Below are 22542 nucleotides of genomic sequence, written 5' to 3'. Positions count from 1 at the left end.
GATTGTCAGCGACGGCCTCAGAACCGATAGTGCGCCCGCGCGAAGTAGGACGCGCCGTTCAGACCGAACTGCACGCTGTCGTAGTAGAAGCCGTTGTCGGTTTCGAACGGGTCCTGGCGCGTCGGCTTCACGTTGAAGACGTTGTTGCCGCCCACGCTGAGCTTGAGGGCTGGCGTGGCCTGCCAGGTCACGCCAAGATCCATCGATGTCTTGGGCTTGTAGTGCAGGTTCGGCACTGGCGGGCCAGAGAAGGTGCCCTGGGTCTGGCTACCGAAATGGATGACCTTGGCCTCGGTCGTCCAGGCGCCCTGCGCGTACTCGAAGCCCAATGTCGCCTTGGCGCGCGGGCCGCCCTGCTCGATGAAGAGACGCTCGCGCTCGGACAGCAGCACGTCCTCGAAGCCCTGCAGCAGCGCCGGCGCGTTGACACGAGTCACCGTCGTGCGGCTGAGGTTCAGCGCCAGGAAAGTGTTGAGCTGCCCGGCGCCCAGCTTGCTGCGGTTGGAGGCCGTCAGGTCGAGGCCGCGCGTGCGCGTGTCGATCGAGTTGACAAAGAACTGCGCCTGGCCCACGCCCAGCCCTTGCAGGATGGCGCCAAGCGCCGGGTAGTTGTCGGCATCGAAGCGGCCCGACAGCACGATGCGGTCGCGGATGTTGATTTGATAAAGGTCGGCCGTGATGGCGGTGTCCGCGCTGGGCTTGAAGGTGAAGCCGGCGGTGACATTCTTGGACTTCTCCTGCTTCAGCGCCGGCACGCCGGCCGCGTTGGTGATGGCGCTGCCGTTGGGGGCTAGCACGACGTCCAGCGGTTGGCCGCTGATGAAGTCGGTGAAGGTGGACGAGAAATAGAGCTGCTGCAGGCTGGGTGCTCGGAACCCCGTGCTGGCCGCGCCGCGCACCAGGAAGGCGTTGCTGAGCTTGTAGCTGCCGGCCAGCTTGGCCGTCGTCGTCGAGCCGAAGTCGCTGTAATGCTCGGCGCGAATGGCGGCATCGACCGTCAGGCTGGGCGTCAGATTGGCCTCCCAGTCCAGGTAGAGCGCCTGGCTGTTGCGGCTGCGCTTGGTCGCGTCCGACGGCTGGAAGCCGGGGAAGCCCTGGCTGCCGGCGTTGCCGCCGACGCCCACGCCGTCGGCGTCGTTGTAGGAGCCCAGCTCCCCGGCGACGATGTCGTACTTCTCACGGCGGTACTCGGCACCGAAGGCGATGTTGCTGCCGCCGAGCAGGCTGGGGAAGAACTGGCTGACGTCGAAGTTGGTCGTCGCCTGGCTGAAGCCGAAGCCGCCGGCATCGAAGCTCGTCGGGCTGACGCCAGGGCCTCCTGCCAGCAGGTCCTTGTTGGCGATCGAGGCGTTCAGCGTGTTGTTGATGTTGTAGCGAAGCTTGTTGCTGCCGTAGGTCTGCGACAGGTCGGTATCCCAGCCCGCGATGGACGACTTCCAGCCGACGATCAGGTAGCGGTCCTCGATCTTGCCGTCGATGAAGGGCACGAAGCCGTCCGGGTACATCGCGGCCGAGTTGCGGCTCGGGATGTCATCCGAGCCGACGCCACCGCGCGCCCAGGCGCCGGACGACGCATCGCGGTTCTGAGCACCGGCAGTGACGTAGAGCTTGTTCTCGGCCGCCAACGGGAATTCGCCGTTCAGATAGACCGTCTTGTTCGTGACTGCGGTATCCCCAATGGTGCGGGGGCCGACGTTCTCGTCGTTGGGGTCGTTGCGGTTGGAACGGCCACGGTCCTGCCATTCGCCGGTGATGCCCAGCGATCCGTCGCCGAGCTTGATGCCACAGTAGGCCGAGGCAAGATAGTTCTTGCCGTCGCCGGCCGAGTACTGGCCGTAACCGGCCACCGCTTCACAACCGGCCCTTTTCTTCAGCTGGATGTTGATGACGCCGGCAATCGCGTCGGAGCCGTATTGGGCCGCCGCGCCGTCGCGCAGCACCTGCACGTTGTCGATGGCCAGCAGCGGCAGGGAATTCATGTCCGTGCCGGTCGAGCCGCGGTTGCGCGCACCGAACAGGTTGACCAGCGCCACCGTGTGCCGGCGCTTGCCGTTGACCAGCACCAGCGTCTGGTCCGAGCCGAGGCCGCGCAGTGCGGCGGAGTCGATGAGGTCGGCGCCATCCGCGCCGGTCTGGCGGGTGGAGTTGAACGAGGGCGACAGGTTCTGCAGCGTCTGCGCCAGGTCGAATTGACCACCGCCTTCAGCCGCCTTGCCCATGGAATAGATGTCGACCGGTACCAGCGTGTCGGTGGCGGAGGCGGCGGGCAGGCTCTTGCGCGAGCCGACAACAGTGACGCGTTCAAGGCTGCTGGCTTCCTGGGCCAAGGCCGCAGCGGTGGTGAAGAGGGTCAACGCGGCGAGCGCGGTCGGCAGCAGGCGGGTGGCGTGCATGAAAACTCCGGATAGGGGTATGTGATGGCGGCGGAGTTTGCCCCTGCCAACCAGCCCGGCGAGGGCCGGTGTTGTGGCCTGCCGACAGGTTGAAACGATCGAAACGAACGAAGCTTCGGTGCAACCCGTGGCCGGGAAAACGAGAGGCTGCCGCTTCAGCCGCGCGGATGGTGCTCGGCGTGCAGTGCCTTGAGGCGCTCGCGCGCCACATGGGTGTAGATCTGCGTCGTCGACAGGTCGGCATGCCCCAAAAGCAACTGCACGGCACGCAAATCCGCACCATGGTTGAGCAGGTGCGTCGCAAAGGCATGGCGCAGCGTGTGCGGCGACAGCGGCACCGTGATACCGGCTGAAAGCGCATGTCGCTTGATCAGGGTCCAGAACATCTGGCGCGTCATGCCGGCGCCGCGCGCGGTGACGAAGAGGTCGTCGCTGCTCTGGCCGGCCAGGATCTCGGCGCGCGCCTCGCGCAGATAGCGCGCCATCCAGTCGCGCGCATGCTCGCCGAAGGGCACGAGGCGGGCCTTGCTGCCCTTGCCGGTGACATGCAGCACGCCGTCCTTGAAGGCGACATGGGCGCCTTTGAGCGTGACGAGCTCCGACACGCGCAGGCCGCTGGCATACATCAGCTCCAGCATCGCGCGGTCGCGCAGGCCCAGCGGCGTGTTGACGTCGGGCGCATCAAGCAAGGCGCTGACCTGCGCCTCGCTGAGCAGCTTGGGCACGCGCAGCGGCTGACGTGCGGCGGTGAGCTTGAGCGTCGGGTCGGCGCTGATGCGGCCCTCCCGCAGCGCCCAGCGGAAATAGCGCTTGAAGACCGACAGCCGCCGGTTGGCGCTGGTGGCCTTGCCTGCCGGTTTGGCCGCTGCGTACTCGAAGAGCTTGAATTCGGTACAGGCATCCAGCGCCATCGGCGCCAGCCAGTGGGCCAGCGCCGCCAGGTCGCGCCGGTAGGCGGCCTGGGTGTTGGCGCTCAGGCCGTCTTCCAGCCAGAGTGCCTCGATGAAGGATTCGATTGCGGGGTCAGTGCCTCTAGGACCCATGCGACGAGCAGCTTTCGGGCCGAGCGCCGGGCCGCTCCCAAGCCGGCCCGCCAGGGCGATGTGCTCGCGGCTCCACGCCGCGAGCATCGCCGCCCCCTCGGGGGGCCGGCTGGGCACGCCCGCGTTCAGCGACGCGGGACCAGGCGAGGGGCGCCATCTCAATCAAGTTTCAGCTTCTGCTGCGCCACGACCTTCTTGTAGACCTCGAACTCGGCCGCAATCTGGGCGGCGAACTGCTCGGGCGTGTTGGCCACGATCAACGAGCCGGTGTCCTCGATGCGCTTCTTCACTTCGGGGATCTCGACGGCCTTGCGCACGGCGGCATTGATCTTGTCGACGATGTCGCGCGGCAGGCCCTTGGGCGCATGGATGCCGTAGTAGGCCATGCGGTTGACGGGCTCCAGGCCCACTTCCTTGAAGGTCGGCACATTGGGCATCGACGCCACACGCTGCGGCGCGGCGACGACGATGGGGATGAGGCGACCGTCCTTGATGAAGGGCAGCGCCGATGGCAGGTTGTCGAAGATCATCGGCACCTGGCCGGCCACCGTGTCGTTCAGCGCGGGCCCGGCGCCGCGGTAGGGAATGTGCAGCACGAAGACGCCGGCCAGCGTCTTGTACAGCTCCATCTGCAGGTGGCCGATGCCACCGGTGCCTGAGGTCGCATAGCTGTACTTGGCGGGGTTCTTCTTGATCTCGGCAAGGAAGCCCTTGTAATCGCGGGCAGGAAAGCTCGGGTGCACCGCGATGACGTTGGGCGTGGCTGCGATGTTGATGACGGGCACAAAATCCGTCAGCGGGTTGTAGGCGATCTTGGGATTGATGGCGGGGTTGGCCGCCGTCGTCGACACCGTCGCCACGCCGAGCGTGTAGCCGTCCGGTGCGGCGCGTGCAATCTCGTTCGCACCGACCGTGCCGCCGCCGCCGGCCTTGTTCTCGACCACCATGGTCTGGCCCAGGATGGTCGACATGCGCTCGGACACGATGCGGGCAATGATGTCTGTGGTGCCGCCGGGTGCGAACGGCACGATCAGGCGCACCGTCTTGGCGGGATAGGCCTGGGCCCAGGCTTGCGAAGCGAGCGGGCCGAGGCTGGACAAAGCGGCGACTTGCAGGACGGAACGGCGTTGCATAGGGTCGGTCTCCTTGGTGTTGGTGGGGCGATGCTAGCCCGCCTGGCCCAGCAGGCCGGCGCGCAGGTTGGCGTCACTGTTCTTGTCGCCGAGAAAGACCTTCAAAAAGGCCGTGTAGAAGTCCTGGCCCTCGATGGGCTTGCCCCAGACCTTGCCGTTGACCGACAGCACGGTCCCGCCCTGGGCGGGCAGGTAGTCGATCACCAGCAGGTCGCCCTTCTTCACGCGGTCCACCTCGGTGATGGCGGCGTTGAACCGCTTGACGCGTTCGGCCACCGCCGCCTTCTCGGCCTCGGTGGAATTGCGGTTGACGCCCTTGTTGATGGCCTTGACGAACTCTTGTGTCGACACGTCCTTGACCAGCGGAATGACGATGCGCAGCTCCAGGCGCTTGGGGCCGGTCTGCGCATAGATGGCATGGGGTGTCGTCGCCTTTTGCGGCAGGTAGAGCGCCGCCAGGTAGAGCGGGTAGACGGCGACCTGGCGCTTGCCGGTGCCGTTCAGCACCAAGGTGTTGCCGCCGAGCTGCAGGCTGTCGGCGAACTCCTGCCCCTCATAACGTGCGGCCTGAACAGACATCGACGAGGCGGCCGCCAGGGTCAGGACGGCAAGCGCAGCAAACGGGCGGCGGGCGGACAGACTCATTCAGTGGCTCCAGGGCAAGGCGGTTCGGAAGATAACGCGGCAGACGCCGGCGGCGCGGACAAGGCCCATGCAATGTGCTCGGCCACCAGCGCATCCGCCCCCTGCCCTGCGCGCCGCAGCGCAGCGCGCAAGCCGGCGTCGTCACGTATGCGCAACGCATTGCCGGCCGCCACGGCCAGGTTGCGCCGCCAGCGCGAAAAGCCGATGCGCCGGATGGCCGAGCCCTCGGTCCGGCGCAGGAACTCGTCCTCGTCCCAGCTGAGCAACAGGGCAATCGGCGCGCCTGCCATGCCGGGGCGCACATCGAAATCCGCCAGCACGGCCGGCTGCGCGAACTTGTTCCACGGGCAGGCCAGCTGGCAGTCGTCACAACCGTAGACGCGGTTGCCCATCAGCGGGCGAAGATCCTCCGGAATCGCGCCGTCATGTTCGATGGTCAGATAGGAAATACAGCGCCGCGCATCGACTCGGTAGGGTGCGGTGATGGCCGCCGTCGGGCAGACATCGATGCAGGCGCGGCACTCGCCGCAATGCGCGTTAACGGCCTCGGTCAGCGGCAGGTCAAGGTCGATGAAGATCTCGCCGAGGAAGAACATGGAGCCAGCGTCGCGGTGCAGCGTCAAGGTGTGCTTGCCACGCCAGCCCAAGCCCGAGCGGGCGGCCAGTTCCACCTCCAGCACCGGCGCCGAGTCGGTGAAGACGCGGTAACCGCGCGGCCCCACCGAGTCAAACAGGCGCTCGGCCAGCTTTTGCAGGCGCTGGCGCAACACCTTGTGATAGTCACGGCCGCGGGCATAGATCGAGATCTGCGCCTGCCCGGGCTCGGCCAGGCCGGTCCATTCCACGGCCTGCCAGCCGGGCAGGCTCTCCTGCGGCAGATAGTCCATGCGCGCCGTGATGACGCGCAGCGTGCCGGGCACCAACTCGGCCGGCCGGGCGCGCTTCATGCCATGGGCGGCCATGTACTGCATGCGCCCATGGTGACCGGCGTCCAGCCAGGCTTGCAGGCCCGGCTCAGCGTGACTGAGGTCGACGTCGGCCACGCCTATCTGTGAGAATCCAAGCTCACGCGCCCAGCCGCGCAAACTCTCCATGAGCGCGCTGGCATCGACAGTGGACGGGACCTCTTGCATTTGTCTGCGATTTTAGAAACCGATCTGCTGTGGCCCAACGAGGCTGCGGCCCAAGCCTCCGCTGACGCGCTCGCGGCGGCGCTGCTCCCCTCCCCCAACGCCCTCATCGAGCTGCACGGCCCGCTCGGCGCCGGCAAGACCACCTTCGTGCGCCTGCTGCTGCGCGCCCTGGGCGTGCAGGGCCGCATCAAGAGCCCGAGCTATGCCGTCATGGAGAGCTATGACCTTGGCGGCGGCTGGGCGGCCAGCCACTTCGACTTCTACCGCTTCGGCGATCCGCGCGAGTGGGAAGACGCCGGCTTCCGCGATGTCTTCGCCGCGCCCGGCCTCAAGCTCTGTGAATGGCCCGAGAAGGCCGACGGACAGTTGCCGCCCGCTGACCTGCAGCTCTTCATCGAACTGCTGCCCGACGATAGCCGCAGCGTGCGCGCAGTGGGCGACGAGCGACTCATCGCGGCGCTGGCCTCATGAAGCGGCGCTCCTCCCTCGGCTTTCTGGCGCTGCTGCTGCAGGCGCCCATCACGCTGGCAGCGGGCGGCAAAGTCAACATCGTCGCCGTGCGCGTCTGGCCGGCCGCGGACTACACCCGCGTGACCATCGAATCGGACGGGCCACTCGCTGCCAACCACTTCCTCGTCGACTCGCCGCACCGGCTCGTCATCGACGTCGACGGCCTGCAGCTCAGCCCGGGACTGCGCGGCCTGATCGGCAAGGTCAAGGCCGACGACCCCTACATCGCCGGTGTCCGCGTGGGCCAGAACACGCCCACTGTCGTGCGCATCGTGCTCGACCTGAAGCAGGCGCTGGCGCCGCAGATCTTCACGCTGGCGCCGGTTGCCGCCTACCAGCACAGGCTGGTGCTGGACCTGCACCCCAAGGTGGAGGCGGACCCGCTCGCATCGCTGGCCAAGGCCCATGACAAGCCGGCCGCCGCAGCACGCCGCGCCGAGGCCGCCGCCAGCGCCGTCAACGACGCGTTGGAAGACCTGATCCAGAAGATCGAGCGCCCCGCCTTGCCCCCGGTGGCCGCCGCGCCGCCGCCCGCCCCCGCTGCCTCCAAGCCGGTGCCGCCGCCCGACACCCGGTCCGCCGCGGCCGGGGCGATGGACCAGCTCATCGTCATCGCGCTGGACCCGGGCCACGGCGGCGAGGACCCAGGCGCCGTCGGTCCGACCGGGCTCAAGGAGAAAGACGTCGTGCTGGCAGTGGGCCTGAAGCTGCGTGACCGCCTGCAGACCAACCCCAACATCCGCGTCCTGATGACGCGCGACGCCGACTTCTTCGTGCCTCTGCAAGACCGCGTGCGCAAGGCGCGGCGCGTGCAGGCCGACCTGTTCGTGTCCATCCACGCCGATGCCTTCTTCACGCCGCAGGCGCGCGGCGCGTCGGTGTTCGTGCTCAGCGACGGCGCTGCCACCAGTGCCGCCGCGCGCTGGATGGCCAAGCGCGAGAACGCGGCCGACATCATCGGCGGCGCCAACGTCGGCGTGGCCACCAAGGACGCCAATGTGCTGCGCGCCCTGCTTGACATGAGCACGACGGCGCAGATCAAGGACAGCATCAAGCTCGGCCGCGAGGTGCTGGGCCAGATCGGCCGCATCGGCAAGCTGCACAAGCCGCGCGTCGAACAGGCCGGCTTCGCGGTACTGAAGGCGCCCGACATTCCCAGCATCCTGGTCGAGACGGCCTTCATCTCCAACCCCGGCGAAGAGCAGAAGCTGCGCGACCCGGACTACCAGGACAAGCTGGTGGACGCGCTGGCGTCGGGCATCGCCAGGTACTTCGGCAAGAACCCGCCGATGGCGAGGAAGCGCAGCCGCACGCTGTGAGCGGCCATCACCAGGCCGGCACCTCATTGACCGCCAGCAGGTCGGCCGCCGAGTCGAGACCGCGCGTCGCCCGCCGCCACCATTTCGAGAAGGAATCGCAGCGCTGATCGACCGGCGGGAACAACGCGGGCGCGGCTTCGCAGTCGGCCCAGCCGGGCAGCCAGGGCGCCAGATGCGGCTCGGTGATGCTGCGCACGCTGCGGGCGGCTTTCAAGGCCGTGGCGATGTCTGCGGCCTCGCCATGCCAAAGCTCGGCCGCCAGTTCGGCCATGCGGCTGCCGACGAAGCGCCAGCGGCGCTCGCTCCACGGCCAGGCGCGGTGGAAGTGGGCCACGAACAGACCCACGACCCGCACCTCGGGCGGCAGTCCGGCGGGCAGTTCACCCAGGCGCCAGGGGTGCACCAGCCAGACCTCACGCCCGGCGACGGCGGCGGCGTTGGGGGCCACGGCGCCCATCGCCGCGGGCGGCGCCCCGAGCAGGCCGGGCTCAACGCTCGACGCGCCAGGGACAGGCATCTGCCACTGCAGCCGCGGCTGGCGGGACATGGCGTCCAGCGCCTCGTAGGAGGTGTCGATGACGCTGCCCGGGCTATGCCAGGCCGCGGGCGCATAACGCGCCACGTTGGCGGCATTGAAGAGATAGGGCTTGCTGCTGCCGGTGCCGGCTACCCACTGCCAGCTGAGGTGGTTGCTGGCGAGGTCACCGTCCAGCAGATGACCATAAAGCCAGTCCGCGCCTGCCCGCCAGTGCACCTGGCGAACATGCACCACATAGCTGGCCAGCCACATGCGTGCATGGTTGTGCAGCATGCCGGTGGCGTACAGCATGCGCACGGCCTGGTCCACCACCGGCACGCCGGTGCGGGCGTCGCGGATATCGCGCGGCAGCTCGCTCGCATAGGCGCTTTCGGGCAGCGGGCCGGCGTGCAGCGAGCGCAGGATGGCGGCGCCGCGGTGCTGCCAGACATGGCGGAAGTAGGCGCGCCAGCCCAGCTCGTAGACGAACTTGTGCTGCACGCTCAAGGGGTGGTGCGCAACGACCCCAGCCAGCACATCAGCCAGCGTCACCAGGCCATGCGTCAGATAGGGCGACAGACCGCTGACGGCACCGTCGAGCGCATTGCGGGTGCGCGCATAGGCGGCAGGGCGCACGGCGGCGATGCGGGCCCGGGCGGCAGCGAGCGTCGGCTCGAACGTTTCAGCCATGCGTCGCCTCCACGCCGACCTCGCCGCGCCGGATGGCCGCCGCACGCTCGACGACCGCCTGCCGCTCGGCCGGGCTCAGCCGCGCGACGTTCTTGACCTGCAGCGCCATGCGCGGGTTGCCGGCCAGCATGGCCTGATGCCGCATCAGGAAGTCCCAGTACAGCGTGGTGAAGGGGCAGGCGCGCGCGCCGCTGCGCTCGGCCGGGTCGTAGCGGCAGCCCTTGCAATGCGGGCTCATGCGCTGGATGTACTTGCCGGTGGCGACATAGGGCTTGCTGCCCATCAGGCCGCCATCGGCGTACTGGCTCATGCCGAGCGTGTTGGGCAGCTCCACCCATTCGACCGCGTCGACATAGACAGCCAGATACCAGGCATGGACCTGCTGTGGCTGCACGCCCAGCATCAGCGCATACAGCCCGGTCACCATCAGTCGCTGGATGTGGTTGGCGTAGCCATGCGTCAGCGTCTGGGTCAGCGCGTCGCGCAGGCAGGCCATGTCCGTCGCGCCGGTCCAGTACCAGGCTGGCAGGTTCTCTTGGGCGTCGAGCGCATTGCCCTCGGCATAGCGGGGCATGCGCGTCCAGTAGATGCCGCGCACGTACTCACGCCAGCCGAGGATCTGGCGGATGAAACCCTCCACGCTGGCCAGCGGCGCATGGCCATCACGGTGCGCGGCTTCGGCCGCAGCTACCACCTCCCGCGGGTTCAGCAACTTCAGGTTGAGGGCGGCGGAAAGATGCGAGTGGTAGAGCCAGGGGTCGCCCGGCCACATCGCGTCCTGGTAGCGCCCGAAACTCGGCAGGCGCTCGCGGATGAAAAGCGCCAGCGCCTCCAGCGCCTGGGCGCGCGTCACCGGCCAGGCGAAGCTGTCCAGTTGACCGGGGTGTTCGGCGAAGTGCTCATTGACGCGTGCGATCACCTCGCGGGTGACGGTATCGGGTTCGAAGCCCGCGCGCGCTGGGAGGAAGCCCGGCCCGGCCGAGCCAAAGGCCTCGCGGTTGTCGGCGTCGAAATTCCACTGGCCGCCAAGCGGCTCGCCGTCCTGCATCAGCACGCGCTGGCGTTGGCGCTGCTCGCGGTAGAAAAACTCCATGCGCAGCGACTTGCGCCCCCTGGCGTGCGCCGCGAACTCGCGGACGCTCACGAAGAAGTGCCGGTCCTCGCGAATGTCGAGCGGCAGGCCGCTCGTCTCGGCCACTGCCTTGACAGCCTGCAGCACGCGCCAGTCCCCGGGAGCGGTCATCACCAGCCCGGCCGGCCGCAGCCGCGCCATGTCGGCCTGCAACTGCGCGGCCAGCGTGCCGAGCTTGCCGGCGTCATCCAGCCGCGTGTAGTGCAGCGGCCGCCCCGCCTGCTGCAACGCCAGCGCGAAGTGGCGCATGGCCGCCAGGAACAGCGCCGTTCGCGGCTTGCTGGACCAGACATGCGTGGACTCCTCGGCCACCTCGGCCATCCACACGGCGTCGTGATCGGCGTCAAAGCCGTCAAAGCCCGAGGCATCGAGATCGAGCTGGTCGCCCAGCACGACGACCAGGTTGCGCAGGTCAGCCACGCGGCTGGCCCTTGCGCCGGCAGGCGTCGGAGCAGTACTTCACCTCGGCCCAGTTCCTGGCCCAGCGCCGCCGCCAGCTCATCGCCAGACCGCAGCCTTCGCAAGGCTTGGTCGGCAGCGCCGCCTTGTTGCCCCGAGAGCCCGCGCCGCCCGGCGTCACGGCAACGCCTCGCAACAGGCGGGTGTCAGCGGCGCGCCGGCATGCCGCAGCAGCGCCGTGGCCAGCGAGCGGGCCGACAGCCAGGCCCCTTCCACGCCGCGGCCGCCGAGAAAATCGCCGCAGACCCCCAGGCCCTGCGCGGCGTCCCACCAACAGGACTCTGCCGGCGCGCAACGTCGCGCCGGGGGCAGCGCATAACGCCAGCGGTGCACGGTGCTGTGCAGCCATTCCACCGGGCCGCCGAGTTGCTCGGCCAGCGCGGCCCGCAGCTGCTGAGCCACCCAGTCGGGTGCTTGTTCCAAGTGCGCGCGGCTCCAGCCCGCGCGGGCATGGGCGACCCAGTGCGCCTGCCCGTGCATGCGCGCCCGGCCGGGGCGGGCATCGCTGCGCATCACCCAAGCGAGCGGTCCGGCAGCCGGCCGGGCCAGGTCCCAGCGGGGCGGCGCCGTGCCGGCGGTCGTGGCGACACCCATCAGCGTCCAACAGGGCTGCATGGGCGACAGCGCGGCTTGCCGGGCCCATTCGTCTTGCAGCGGCGCCAATAGGGGCGCCGCCTGGGCGGGTGGCAGGGCCAGCACCACCAGATCGAACGGCGCGCCCAAGCGCTGACCGGCTGATTCGACCTGCCAGCCCAGCGGATTGCGGTGCAGGTTGTCGACGGTGCAGGACCAGGTGGCGGTGATGCCCTGCAGCAGGCGGCGGCAGAGCTCCGGCATGTCGGGTACGGGCACATGAAACCGCGTGCCGCGCTCCAGCGGCCGGCCACCGGTGGCCAGTCGCGGCGACCACTCGGCCAGCCAGCCGGCGCGCACGCCGTCGTCGATGAAGGCCTGGAAGGCCGGAGAGCGGGCCTCCAGCCCCAGGGCGCCATGGTCCAGGCGTGTCGTGCAAGGCTGGCCGCTGGCGTCCACCCAGGCCATGCGCCGGGTGGCAAGGCGCCCGCCCGGTCCACGGGCCTTGTCGAACACATGAACCGCATGGCCCGCCTGTGCCAGCGCCTGGGCGCAGGTCGCGCCCGCGATGCCCGCGCCGATCACTGCGACGCGTTGAACCATCCCATTCATCATGGACCAATCCTACGCATTACCGACTCATCCGCCGTTCACTTGCGACTTTCCCCTGCTTTCCTGTCCAATAATCAGCGTCAAACCGGATTCACGTGGAACACCATGACCGAGCCGACCTTCCACCGCAGCGGCGCCGTGGCGCGCATGTTGCGCATGCCCGTGGCGACGCTGCGCATTTGGGAGCGCCGCTATGCGCTGACCCAGCCGGCGCTGTCGGCCAGCGGCCAGCGCCTGTACTCGGCGGACGACGTGCGCCGGCTGGCCCTGATCAAGCAGCTGACCGACCTCGGCCACGCCATTGGCCGCCTGGCGCCGCTGGACATGGCGCAGCTGCAGCAGGTGGCTTCCACCCATGCCAATGCGCTCGCTGCGACACAGAAGCCGGGGCGCGCAGCGGCTACAGCCCCGCCAAGTCACGGGCGCTTTCGGTTGGTCGTGATCGGCGCAGCGCTGGACGCGCGGCTGCGGCGGCCGGCCCTGCTGCGCCGGCTCGGCCCGGCGGTGGAATTGCTCGGGCCTTTCGAGGACGCCGCACAGGCCGCCGAGGCTTTGGGCGACGTGGCGGCGGATGCCGTGCTGGTGCACGTGCCGCAGCTGCATGCAGGCTGGCAGGCCGCGTTCGACGCCGACGCCCCGGCACTAGCGGCCCTGCCCAAGGCGGTGCTCTACCGCTTTGCGGCCGACGCGGTCTGCGACACGCTGGCCGACGCCGGCACGCAGTTGCTGCGGGAGCCACAGCCCGACGCCGCCATCGTGCAGTGGCTGCAAGGCCTGTCAACGGCGCACCCACTGAAGGTGACGCCGGCATTCCTGCCGGGCGCCGTGGCAGCACGGCGTTGGGATGACGCGGCCCTGGCCGACATCGCCGGGCTGTCGTCCACCATCGCCTGCGAATGCCCCCGCCATGTGGCCGAGCTGCTGATGCAGCTGTCCCATTTCGAGGCCTACAGCGCCGAGTGCGAACACCGCAGCCCGGCGGATGCTGAGCTGCACGCCCATCTCAGGCGCGTCACGGCGGCCTGCCGCGCCAGTTTCGAGTCGGCGCTGGAATATGTCGCACGACATGACGGCCTGTTGCTGCCGCCCTGACGCGGCACAGCCCCATCGGCTGCCGGCTGGGTAGGATGGCCGCAACGCCAGACCCCCCGCGAAATCCGACATGAACACCAGCCAGCCGCAGCCGTCCGATTTCATCCCGCTGACCAGCGAATCGCCCGAAGACTGTGGCGGTTGTGGCAGCGGCGATCGGCTGGGCTTTCAGTTCGACTACGCCTACCAGCCCATCGTCGACGTGGCCTCGCGCAGCGTCTTTGCGCATGAGGCGCTGGTGCGTGGGCCGCAGGGCGAGGGGGCGATGTCGGTGCTGGCCCAGGTCAACGAAGCCAACCGCTATCGCTTCGACCAAGCCTGCCGCGTCAAGGCCATCAAGACGGCCGCGCAGCTCGGACTGGCGGAGCGCATCTCGATCAATTTTCTGCCCAACGCGGTCTACAAGCCCGAGGTCTGCATCCGCACGACGCTGGAGGCGGCACGCACGCATGGCTTCCCGACCGAGCGCATCATCTTCGAGGTGACCGAGGGCGAGCGTGTCGAGGACGGGCCCTGGCTGGCTGCCATCCTGCGCGAGTACCAGCGCTGCGGCTTCCTGACCGCCATCGACGACTTCGGTGCGGGCTATGCCGGCCTGACGCTGCTGGCCGATTTCACGCCGGACATCATCAAGCTCGACATGGCCCTGGTGCGTGACGTCGATGCCAGCGCCTCGCGCCAGGCCATCACGCGGGGCATGGTGCGAATCTGCCAGGAACTCAGCATCCAGGTCATCGCCGAGGGGGTGGAGACGGCGAACGAGCGCGACTTCTTCCTGAGCGAGGGCGTGACGCTGATGCAGGGCTACCTGTTCGGGCGGCCAGCCTTCCGCGCACAGATCAAGGCCGACGCCATCGGCTGGCCGGGCGCGCCCGCCAAGGGCTGAGCACGGAGAGATCCGCCGTCAAGACCCGGCAGTCCGCAGCCTTGAGGATGCCAAGTCAGCGCCACTGACAAGAATCGCTCGCTTCAGGCACAAGGGCGGAGGCAGGCGATGACGAGCGTGATTTTGAGTGTCGCCATCGGCGTGATCTTCGTTTTCATGCTGTTCTCACTCTTTCTCTCGGCGTCGCTGGAGGCGATCTCGGCCACGCTGAAGCTGCGCGGCCGTGCGCTGCGGGTGGCCCTGGCGCGACTGATCGACGACCCCGACACGCCGGTGCAACGCGGCGGCTTCGGCCTGATCGACCGCGCGGTGGCGCTGTGGGCCGGCCGAGCGGCTGCCACGCCGGCCCCGGCCGCGCCGGCGGTGCTGGTCGCCGACGCCGTGGACCTCGAAGCGCCCGAGCGCCATGAAGCCACGCTGGCCGACGGTGACCATCGGCCACTCGAACCGGTGCGCTTCTTCGATGTGTTCTGCCACCCGCTCGTCGCCGGCGCCTCCGGCAAGAGCAGCCCGTCCTATGTGCCGGACGGCCACTTCACCAGCGCCTTGCTGCACACGCTGTTGCGCGACAAGCCCGAGGCCAGCATTGCCGCCGTGACAGAGCGCGTCGCGCTGCTGCCGCCGGGGCCCGTGCGCACCGCCCTCGAAGGCGCGCTGCTGGACGCCCGCGGCGACTGGAACGCGCTGCGCGCCGGCATCGACCGCTGGTACGCCAATGCCATGAACCGCCTCAGCGGCGAGTACAAGCGTTTCAGCCAGTTGCTGACCTTTCTGCTCGGGCTGGCGCTGGCGGCGAGTTTCAACATCGACGCCGTGGCGCTGGCACAGCAGCTTTATGCCGACCCGGTGCTGCGCGGCCAGCTGACCGCGCAGGCCGAGCAATATGTGGCCGCGCAGAAGGACGCCGCGCCGCCAACCGCCGTCCACCCGGCTTCAGCGCCGGATGCCGAGGCGCGCTACCGCCAGTCCATCGACGAGTGGGTCAAGGCGCGCGACCTGCTGACGCGCACCGTGCCGGGGGCGTCTGCCACCGCCGACATGCCGACGCTGGAGCGTCTGCGCCAGGGCTGGCTGGGCTGGCTGGTGACCGCCCTGGCCGGCATGCTCGGCGCGCCGTTCTGGTTCGACCTGTTGCAAAAGCTGACCAACCTGCGCGGCACCGGGCCGAAGCCCGGCTCTGCAACGGACGGCAAGTGAGGCCCGCCATGACCATCCAGCTCAGCCCCCATTTCTCGCTCGCGGAGTTCATCCACTCCGATACCGCCCAGAAGTACAAGTTGGACAACACGCCGCCACCTGACATCCAGGCGCGCTTGCAGAGAACCGCCGAGCTGATGGAGGCGGTGCGCGACTTGCTGGGCGGGCGGTCCATCCGCATCAACAGTGGCTATCGCGGGCCGGCGGTCAACAAGGCGGTCGGCGGCGTGGACAGCAGCGCCCATACCCAGGGCTGGGCGGTCGATTTCATTTGCCCCGACTTCGGCCCACCCTACGAGGTGTGCCGCAAGCTTGTGGACAGCGGCCTGCTGTTCGACCAGCTGATCCACGAATACGGCCGCTGGACCCACCTGTCCTTCGCGCCTTCGATGCGCCGTCAGGCGCTGAGCATCGCGAGCGCTTCCCAGGGTTACGTCAAGGGCATCGTTTTGATCAAGATGGCCTAGTGTCCCGCCCGATCACACCCGCTTACTTTTCGCGGGCAGGTCTGGTCAACGGCGCTCTGCTGCGCGCGTTCTCATGGCGTCCGAAGCCAGATTCCTGGCTGTGTAGGAGGCCCTCATGCTTCGTTCCTTCCTTGCTGCCCTGGCTGCCGGCGCCGCGCTGCTCGGCGCCACTGCCGCCCAAGCCGGTACCCAATGGTCCATCGGCATCAATGTGCCGGCCGCCGGTGTCGTCGTCTCCAACGGTTCGCGCTACTACGTCGAACCGGCGCCGGTCTATTACGCACCGCCGCCGGTCGTGTACCACGCACCCCGCCACCGCCATGTGCATCGCGAGGTCTATTACGTACCCGCGCCGCGGGTGGTCTACCACGCGCCCCATCGCGGCGACCGCCGCTGGGACCGCCACGACGGCCATCGGCATTGGGACCGCGGTCATGGGCGCCATGACCACCATCACCACCGCTGGGACGGGGACCACGGCCCGCACCGCGGTCGCTGAACGCCGAACGCCCTCCTCCCGGAGGGCGTTTTGCTTCTCGGCGCTATTTGCTCAGCTGTGAGCGGATCTCATCGAGCAGCAGTTCGAGATCGGGAATCTCGAACGGCTTCAGCAGCGCCCGCACGTTCGGGCCGAAGGCAGACAGGTCGTCGCCCATCGCATAGCCCGAAGAGAACAGCAGCCAGGTGTCGGGCTGCTGGCGCAGGATGGCGCGAGCCAGGTCCACGCCGGACATCCTGGGCAGGCTGACGTCGGTCATGACGAGATCGAACTTTTCCGGTGCATAGGTCGCCAGTGCGTCTTCCGCCGTGGCACAGGCCTCCACCTCCAGACCCAGCTCTTCCAGCAGATAGGTGATCTGCTCCCGCAGGTCGGCGTTGTCCTCGATGAAGAGGACACGCAGCGCAGGCGCGGCCGGCGGCGAGTCCGGAGACGGCGCCGGTTGGCGGGAAGCCGCCAGTTCCGCCACCGTGCGGGCCAGCACACGCGGCGAAACGGCCTTGGGCAGGCAGCGCTGGAAGCCGGCCTCCAGCGCCGCCTCTCGGTCGGTGGCTCGCACATAGGCAGTGACGGCAGCCGCTGCCAGCAACTCTGGCCCAAGCTGCATCTCACCGCGAACGTAGCGGATCAGGTCATAGCCGCCCATGCCGGGCATGCCAAGGTCACTGAGCAGCACGTCAAAGCGCTGCTCGCGCAGCAGCACGATGGCCGCTTCGGCCGATTCGGCGGTGACGGCATCCGCGCCGCGCTCGGACAGCAGGCGGGCGTGGGCCTCCAGCACGTCGGCATGGTCGTCGACCAGCAGCACCCGCACGCCGTCGATGACCGGCTCGACACCCCCGCCCTCGGCATCCACGCCGGACAAGCGCGGATGGGAATGGCCGGCGCGCGGCAGACTCACGGTGAACACGGCGCCCCGCCCCGTGCCGGCGCTGTCGGCCGACACCGCGCCCCCATGCAGCTCGACCAGGTTCTTGACGATGGCCAAGCCCAGCCCCAGGCCGCCATGCATGCTGGTGGCACTGCCATCGGCCTGGCTGAAACGGTCAAACAGGCGGGGCAGGAAGTCGGGCTCGATGCCCTGGCCGGTGTCGCTGACTTGAAGTTCCACAACGGGGCCCCGCACCGCGGTCGACAAGGTGACCGTGCCGCCGGCGGAGGTGAACTTCATCGCGTTGGTGAGGAGGTTCATGACGATCTGGGTCAACCGGCGGGCGTCGCCGAAGACCTCGGCCGCCTCGGGCGCCAGTCGCTGCACGAGCTCAAGCTGGCGGGACTGGGCCGTCGGGCGGGCGTTTTCGGCGGCGCCCGTGACGATGCTGTTGATGTCCACCCGCTCGACGTTCATCAGCTGCTTGCCGGCGGCAATGCGGCTCATCTCCAGCAGGTCATCGACGAGCACCGCCTGCGCCTGGGCGTTGCGGGCGATGGCCTGGATGCCGCGATCCAGCATGCCCGGCTGCACGCCCGGATGCGTCAGCACATTGACCCAGCCGATGATTGCGGCCAGCGGCGTACGCAGCTCGTGGCTGATGGCGGCAACAAACTCCTCCTTGGCGCGCGCGGCATGGTCGGCCGCACTGCGGGCGGCCTGCTCGGCGGCCAGCAGCTGCTCGCGGCGCAGCTGCAGTTCATGGCGGTCGGTGATGTCGTGGAAATAGACCGACAGCCCCTCCGGCGACGGGTAGCAGTGGCATTGCAGCCAGCGCCCGGGGGCGCCGGGCGCCACGGCCTCGAACGAGAACGCCTGGTCACCCGCGCCCGCGCTGTCGAACCCGGATTCGAACTCCTCCTCGCCGAACACGTCGGTGCGGCGCTGCCCGATCAGCTCGGCCTCGCTGCGGCCGAGCAGGCGCGCACCCTGCTCGTTGACATAGCCGATGCGGCCGTCGGGCTCGACCAGGAGCAGACCGTCGGTGATGCTGCTCATCATGGCCTTGAGGCGGCGGTCGGCGTTCAACAGCGCCTCGGTGCGCTCGGAGACGCGCCGCTCCAGCGTCTCGTTGAGATCGCGCAGGCGCTCCTCGGCACGCCGGCGCTCCTCCACCTCGGCCAACAGCGCCAGGTTGGCGCGCTGCAGCTCACGGCTCTTGCGGTCAAGCTCGGCGAACACGGCCACCTTGGAGCGCAGCACGGCCGGGTTCACCGGCTTGTGCAGGTAGTCCACGGCGCCCGACCCATAGCCCTGCAGGCGGTACTGGTCCTGATCGAAATAGGCCGTCAGGAAGATGATGGGCAGGTGGGCGTTGCGCTTGCGCTCCTTGATCATCTGGGCCAGCTCGATGCCGTTCATGTCGGGCAGCTGGATGTCCAGCACCATGACGGCGAACTCCTGGCCCATCAGCGCCAGCAGCGCCTGGTCGGCCGACGCGGCGCGCACGATGCGGTAGGTCGGGTCGGTCAGCACGCTTTCCAGCACGAGCAGGTTGGCCGGCTCGTCGTCGACGATCAGGATGTTGGTGAGCTCCTCCTGGCCCGCTGCCTGCGCCTGGACGTCGGTCGTCGGCATCATCATTACCGGTACAGCCAGACGCGCATCAGCGACAGCAGCTGCGCGGTGTTGACGGGTTTGGAGATGTAGTCGCTGGCACCCGCCTCCAGGCACTTCTCGCGGTCACCCTTCATCGCCTTGGCCGTGAGTGCCAGGATGGGCAGGTTGCGGAACTCGGCATGCGAGCGGATCTCCTTCATGGTTTCGTAGCCATCCATGTCCGGCATCATGATGTCCATCAGCACCAGGTCGAGGTCGGCGGTGCGCTGGATGATGTCGATGGCGGCGCGGCCGCTAGTGGCCGTCAGCACCTGCATCTCCTGATTCTCAAGCAAGGTGGTCAGCGCAAAGATGTTGCGCGCGTCGTCGTCCACCACCAGCACGCGGCGCCCGCGCAGCATCTCCGAGGCGCCATGCAGCTTCTGCAGGATGTCCTGCTTGTCCTGCGGCAGCTCGGTCACCACGCGGTGCAGGAACAGCGCCGTCTCGTCCAGCAGCCGCTCGGGGCTCTGCACGTCCTTCAGCACGACGCTCTTGGCCAGCGTGCGCAGCTGCTTCTGCTCGGGCTCGGACAGGTCCTTGCCGGTGAAGACGACGACCGGCACGGCGGCGAGCGACGGGTCGCCGTGCAGCTGTTCCAGCAGGCCGAAGCCACTGACGTCGGGCAGGCGCAGGTCGAGCACGATGCAGTCAAAGCGCTCTTCGCGGAGCACCTGCATGGCTTCGGCACCGGTGCCGACCGCCTTCATCTCGATGTCGTCGTGGCCGAGCAGCTCGACGATGGCCTGGCGCTCGATGTCGTTGTCCTCGATGACCAGCAGGCGGCGGGTGCGCGGCGCGGCGAAGTCGCGGATGCGGTCGAGCGCGGCCTCCATGCCGTCGCTGGTGGGCGCCTTCACGACATAGGAGAAAGCGCCGTGGGCGAGGCCGTGATTGCGGTCTTCCTCGGCGACGCTGACGACCTGCACGGGGATGTGGCGGGTCAGCGGGTCGAGCTTGAGCTGGTTGAGCACCGTCCAGCCCAGCATGTCGGGCAGGAAGATGTCCAGCGACACGGCCGTGGGCTTGAAGCGCCGCGCCAGCTCCAGGCCGTGGCCGCCCTTGAGCGCGACCAGGCCCTTGAAGCCGCGGTCGCGCGCCAGGCCCAGCACGATGCGGGCGTAGTGCGGGTCGTCCTCGACGATGAGCAGCACCGAGTCGCCTTCCTCGATGTTGTCGCGGTCGTCGGCGACCTGGGTTTCGCGCACCATCGGCAGGCTGCTGCGCTGGGGCGGCGCGGGCAGGCGGCCCTGCTCGGGCGAGGCCATCGGCACCGAGGGGCTTTCACCGCCAGAGAAATGCAGGGGCAGGTAAAGCGTGAAGGTGCTGCCCTGTCCGGGCACGCTGGCGAGGCGGATCTCGCCGCCCAGCAGCGCCGCCAGCTCACGGCTGATGGCCAGGCCAAGGCCGGTGCCGCCGTATTTGCGCGAGGTACCGGCGTCAGCCTGCTGGAAGGCCTCGAAGATCAGGCGCTGCTTCTCCGGCGCCACGCCGATGCCCGTGTCCTCCACTGCGAACGCCAGCACCTGGCTCGTCTTGGACAGCACGGGGTGCTCGGCGCTCCAACCGCCCTGGGCCAGGCTGACGCGCAGCTCGACGTGGCCGTGGGCCGTGAACTTGACGGCGTTGGACAGCAGGTTCTTCAGGATCTGCTGCAGGCGCTTGGCATCGCTTTCCATGCTGCGCGGCAGGTCGTCGGCGAAGGTCAGCCGCAGCGGCAGGTTCTTGGCCTCGGCCACCTGGCGGAAGTTGCGGTCGATGTTGTCGCGCAGCGAGGCGAAGGGGATGTCCTCGATGTCCACCGTCACCGTGCCCGACTCGATCTTGGACAGGTCCAGAATGTCGTTGATCAGGTGCAGCAGGTCGGAGCCCGACGAATTGATGTTGCGCGAGAACTCGACCTGCTTGGGGCTGAGATTGCCATCGTTGTTGCTGGCGAGCTGCTGGCTCAGGATCAGGATGGAGTTCAGCGGCGTGCGCAGCTCGTGGCTCATGTTGGCCAGGAACTCCGACTTGTACTTGGACGTCAGCGCCAGCTCGGCCGCCTTGTCCTCCAGCGCGTGCCGCGCCTGCTCGACCTCGGTGTTCTTGCGTTCGACCTCGGCGTTCTGCTCGGCCAGCAGTCGGGCCTTGGTGCCGAGCTGCTCGTTGGTCTCCTGCAGTTCGCTCTGGCGCGACTGCAACTCCACCGTGAGCTGCTGCGACTGCGCCAGCAGCGACTCGGTGCGCATCGTTGCCTCGATGGTGTTGAACACCGCGCCGATGCTCTGCGTCAGCAGCTCCAGGAAGGCCAGCGAGCCGCCGCTGAAGGATTGCAGCGTGGCCAGCTCGATGACGGCCTTGGTCTCGCCCTCGAACAGCACCGGCAGCACGATGACGCTGACGCGCGGCGCCGAGCCCAGGCTGGAGGAGATGGCGACGAAGTCGGAGGCGATGTCGGCCAGCAAGGTGCTGCGCTTGTCGAGAGCGCACTGGCCGACCAGGCCTTCGCCCAGCTCGATGGTTGGCGCCAGACGCACGGCACCCGACTGCGCATAGCTGGCCAGCAGGCGCAGCCGCGGCTGCTCGTCAGCCTCGGGCGCCACCAGGTGATAGATGGTGCCCTGGTGGGCCTGCACCAGCGGCGCCAACTCGGTCAGCAGCATCTGGCTGACGGTCTGCAGCTCGCGCTGCCCCTGCAGCATGCCGGTGAAGCGTGCCAGGTTGGTCTTGAGCCAGTCCTGCTCGCGGTTGCGCTCAGTGGTCTCGCGCAGGTTGGAAATCATCGTGTTGATGTTGTCCTTCAGCTCGGACACCTCCCCCTTCGCTTCCACCTGGATCGCGCGCGTCAGGTCGCCCTTGGTCACGGCCGTCGCCACCTCGGCGATGGCGCGCACCTGCGTCGTCAGGTTGGCGGCCAGCAGGTTGACGTTGCCGGTCAGGTCCTTCCAGGTGCCCGCCGCGCCAGGCACGTGCGCCTGACCGCCCAGGCGCCCGTCCACGCCCACCTCGCGGGCCACGTTGGTCACCTGTTCGGCGAATGTGGCCAGCGTGTCGGTCATGTTGTTGATGGTGTCGGCCAGCGCCGCCACCTCGCCCTTGGCCTGCACGGTCAGGCGCTGGGTCAGGTTGCCGTTGGCCACGGCGGTCACGACCTTGACGATGCCGCGCACCTGCTCGGTCAGGTTGGACGCCATGAAGTTGACGTTGTCCGTCAGGTCCTTCCAGGTGCCGCCCACGCCGGCCACCTGGGCCTGGCCGCCGAGCTTGCCCTCGGTGCCGACCTCGCGCGCCACGCGGGTCACTTCCCCGGCAAAGGCGTTGAGCTGGTCGACCATGGTGTTGATGGTGTTCTTCAGCTCCAGGATTTCGCCGCTGACGTCCACCGTGATCTTGCGGTTCAGGTCGCCGCGCGCCACGGCCGTGGTCACCTCGGCGATGTTGCGCACCTGGGCGGTCAGGTTGGCGCCCATGGTGTTGACCGAGTCGGTCAGGTCCTTCCAGGTACCGGCCACGCCGGGCACCACGGCCTGCACACCCAGGCGACCTTCGGTACCGACCTCGCGGGCCACACGCGTCACTTCCGACGCGAAGGAGCGCAGCTGCTCCACCATGGTGTTGATGGTTTCCTTGAGCTGCAGGATCTCGCCGCGCACGTCGACGGTGATCTTCTTGGACAGGTCGCCGTTGGCCACCGCGATGGTCACGTCGGCGATGTTGCGCACCTGGCCGN

The 22542-nt window shown here is 68.6% G+C and carries 18 protein-coding genes; 7 read left to right on the top strand and 11 right to left on the bottom strand.

Translation table 11 applies throughout. The annotated features are described in order from the left end of the window. Positions 1-17: 17 nt before the first annotated feature. The 5 genes from ASC81_RS18950 to queG form a co-directional block, all read right to left on the bottom strand. Positions 18-2393 (bottom strand): TonB-dependent siderophore receptor, encoded by a 2376-nt coding sequence (locus ASC81_RS18950; protein WP_056270498.1) that lies wholly within the window; start codon positions 2391-2393, stop codon positions 18-20. 155 nt (positions 2394-2548) lie between these two features. Next, positions 2549-3436 (bottom strand): site-specific tyrosine recombinase XerD, encoded by an 888-nt coding sequence (gene xerD / locus ASC81_RS18945; RefSeq protein WP_056270496.1) that lies wholly within the window; start codon positions 3434-3436, stop codon positions 2549-2551. Positions 3437-3594: 158 nt separating this feature from the next. Next, a complete protein-coding gene (locus ASC81_RS18940) occupies positions 3595-4569 on the bottom strand; it encodes a tripartite tricarboxylate transporter substrate binding protein BugE (RefSeq protein ID WP_056270494.1) in 975 nt (324 codons plus the stop codon). A gap of 33 nt (positions 4570-4602) precedes the next feature. Further along, entirely contained in the window at positions 4603-5214 is a 612-nt protein-coding gene (locus ASC81_RS18935; RefSeq protein WP_056270491.1) for a chalcone isomerase family protein, read from the bottom strand. After that, positions 5211-6347, bottom strand: coding sequence for a tRNA epoxyqueuosine(34) reductase QueG (queG, locus tag ASC81_RS18930; protein WP_056270490.1), 1137 nt, complete (start codon positions 6345-6347; stop codon positions 5211-5213). Before queG ends, ASC81_RS18935 begins: the two co-directional genes overlap by 4 nt. Between queG and tsaE the strand changes: the two genes are divergently transcribed. Then, positions 6348-6818 (top strand): tRNA (adenosine(37)-N6)-threonylcarbamoyltransferase complex ATPase subunit type 1 TsaE, encoded by a 471-nt coding sequence (gene tsaE, locus ASC81_RS18925; RefSeq protein ID WP_369820866.1) that lies wholly within the window; start codon positions 6348-6350, stop codon positions 6816-6818. Next, positions 6815-8176: an N-acetylmuramoyl-L-alanine amidase gene (locus ASC81_RS18920; protein ID WP_056270486.1), complete on the top strand. Its 1362-nt coding sequence runs from the start codon at positions 6815-6817 to the stop codon at positions 8174-8176. The genes tsaE and ASC81_RS18920 overlap by 4 nt, the downstream gene beginning before the upstream one ends. A 7-nt stretch (positions 8177-8183) precedes the next feature. On the opposite strand, the gene ASC81_RS18915 is transcribed toward ASC81_RS18920, so the two are convergent. From ASC81_RS18915 to ASC81_RS18905, 4 genes are read right to left on the bottom strand one after another with little or no spacing between them, the layout of a single operon-like run. Then, positions 8184-9383 carry an FAD-binding domain-containing protein gene (locus ASC81_RS18915; protein WP_056270484.1) on the bottom strand — a complete coding sequence of 400 codons (1200 nt, stop codon included), beginning with the start codon at positions 9381-9383 and terminating at the stop codon, positions 8184-8186. After that, positions 9376-10935 carry a cryptochrome/photolyase family protein gene (locus ASC81_RS18910; protein ID WP_056270480.1) on the bottom strand — a complete coding sequence of 520 codons (1560 nt, stop codon included), beginning with the start codon at positions 10933-10935 and terminating at the stop codon, positions 9376-9378. Before ASC81_RS18910 ends, ASC81_RS18915 begins: the two co-directional genes overlap by 8 nt. Next, positions 10928-11110 (bottom strand): DUF2256 domain-containing protein, encoded by a 183-nt coding sequence (locus ASC81_RS26675; protein ID WP_235533710.1) that lies wholly within the window; start codon positions 11108-11110, stop codon positions 10928-10930. Before ASC81_RS26675 ends, ASC81_RS18910 begins: the two co-directional genes overlap by 8 nt. Continuing rightward, positions 11092-12150 carry an NAD(P)/FAD-dependent oxidoreductase gene (locus ASC81_RS18905; RefSeq protein WP_056270475.1) on the bottom strand — a complete coding sequence of 353 codons (1059 nt, stop codon included), beginning with the start codon at positions 12148-12150 and terminating at the stop codon, positions 11092-11094. Before ASC81_RS18905 ends, ASC81_RS26675 begins: the two co-directional genes overlap by 19 nt. Positions 12151-12264: 114 nt before the next feature. On the opposite strand from ASC81_RS18905, the gene ASC81_RS18900 reads away from it, so the two are divergent. From ASC81_RS18900 to ASC81_RS18880, 5 genes are all read left to right on the top strand, one after another. Further along, positions 12265-13251: a MerR family transcriptional regulator gene (locus ASC81_RS18900; RefSeq protein ID WP_082536645.1), complete on the top strand. Its 987-nt coding sequence runs from the start codon at positions 12265-12267 to the stop codon at positions 13249-13251. Between the two features lie 70 nt (positions 13252-13321). Further along, complete coding sequence (locus ASC81_RS18895; RefSeq protein WP_056270471.1) at positions 13322-14137, top strand: EAL domain-containing protein; 816 nt, start codon at positions 13322-13324, stop codon at positions 14135-14137. A 108-nt stretch (positions 14138-14245) separates the two neighbouring features. Then, on the top strand, positions 14246-15334 hold the full coding sequence (locus ASC81_RS18890) for a hypothetical protein (RefSeq protein WP_056270468.1): 1089 nt from the start codon (positions 14246-14248) through the stop codon (positions 15332-15334). Between the two features lie 8 nt (positions 15335-15342). Continuing rightward, entirely contained in the window at positions 15343-15801 is a 459-nt protein-coding gene (locus ASC81_RS18885) for a D-Ala-D-Ala carboxypeptidase family metallohydrolase (RefSeq protein WP_056270465.1), read from the top strand. Between the two features lie 115 nt (positions 15802-15916). Next, positions 15917-16300, top strand: a complete 384-nt coding sequence (locus ASC81_RS18880) for a hypothetical protein (RefSeq protein ID WP_056270462.1) — start codon at positions 15917-15919, stop codon at positions 16298-16300. Positions 16301-16343: 43 nt separating this feature from the next. Here ASC81_RS18880 and ASC81_RS18875 read toward each other — a convergent pair whose 3' ends face one another. Both ASC81_RS18875 and ASC81_RS27955 read right to left on the bottom strand, forming a co-directional pair. Next, complete coding sequence (locus tag ASC81_RS18875; RefSeq protein WP_162245929.1) at positions 16344-18809, bottom strand: response regulator; 2466 nt, start codon at positions 18807-18809, stop codon at positions 16344-16346. A gap of 5 nt (positions 18810-18814) precedes the next feature. Further along, complete coding sequence (locus ASC81_RS27955) at positions 18815-22504, bottom strand: response regulator (RefSeq protein WP_235533729.1); 3690 nt, start codon at positions 22502-22504, stop codon at positions 18815-18817. Between the last annotated feature and the right edge of the window lie 38 nt (positions 22505-22542).

It is taken from the genome of Pelomonas sp. Root405 (assembly GCF_001425165.1).
Lineage (GTDB): Bacteria > Pseudomonadota > Gammaproteobacteria > Burkholderiales > Burkholderiaceae_C > Pelomonas.
The sequence above is the reverse complement of the archived record's forward strand: the minus strand, read 5'-3'. Positions and strand labels throughout refer to the sequence as shown.

Excerpts from the sequence above, each read along its gene's own strand:
- xerD (WP_056270496.1), bottom strand. The coding sequence starts at position 3,436 with ATGGGTCCTAGAGGCACTGACCCCGCAATCGAATCCTTCATCGAGGCA.
- ASC81_RS18915 (WP_056270484.1), bottom strand. The coding sequence starts at position 9,383 with ATGGCTGAAACGTTCGAGCCGACGCTCGCTGCCGCCCGGGCCCGCATC.
- ASC81_RS18905 (WP_056270475.1), bottom strand. The coding sequence starts at position 12,150 with ATGGTTCAACGCGTCGCAGTGATCGGCGCGGGCATCGCGGGCGCGACC.
- ASC81_RS18890 (WP_056270468.1), top strand. The coding sequence starts at position 14,246 with ATGACGAGCGTGATTTTGAGTGTCGCCATCGGCGTGATCTTCGTTTTC.
- ASC81_RS18940 (WP_056270494.1), bottom strand. The coding sequence starts at position 4,569 with ATGCAACGCCGTTCCGTCCTGCAAGTCGCCGCTTTGTCCAGCCTCGGC.
- ASC81_RS18935 (WP_056270491.1), bottom strand. The coding sequence starts at position 5,214 with ATGAGTCTGTCCGCCCGCCGCCCGTTTGCTGCGCTTGCCGTCCTGACC.
- queG (WP_056270490.1), bottom strand. The coding sequence starts at position 6,347 with ATGCAAGAGGTCCCGTCCACTGTCGATGCCAGCGCGCTCATGGAGAGT.
- ASC81_RS18900 (WP_082536645.1), top strand. The coding sequence starts at position 12,265 with ATGACCGAGCCGACCTTCCACCGCAGCGGCGCCGTGGCGCGCATGTTG.
- ASC81_RS18895 (WP_056270471.1), top strand. The coding sequence starts at position 13,322 with ATGAACACCAGCCAGCCGCAGCCGTCCGATTTCATCCCGCTGACCAGC.
- ASC81_RS18920 (WP_056270486.1), top strand. The coding sequence starts at position 6,815 with ATGAAGCGGCGCTCCTCCCTCGGCTTTCTGGCGCTGCTGCTGCAGGCG.
- ASC81_RS18875 (WP_162245929.1), bottom strand. The coding sequence starts at position 18,809 with ATGCCGACGACCGACGTCCAGGCGCAGGCAGCGGGCCAGGAGGAGCTC.
- ASC81_RS18950 (WP_056270498.1), bottom strand. The coding sequence starts at position 2,393 with ATGCACGCCACCCGCCTGCTGCCGACCGCGCTCGCCGCGTTGACCCTC.
- ASC81_RS18885 (WP_056270465.1), top strand. The coding sequence starts at position 15,343 with ATGACCATCCAGCTCAGCCCCCATTTCTCGCTCGCGGAGTTCATCCAC.
- ASC81_RS18880 (WP_056270462.1), top strand. The coding sequence starts at position 15,917 with ATGCTTCGTTCCTTCCTTGCTGCCCTGGCTGCCGGCGCCGCGCTGCTC.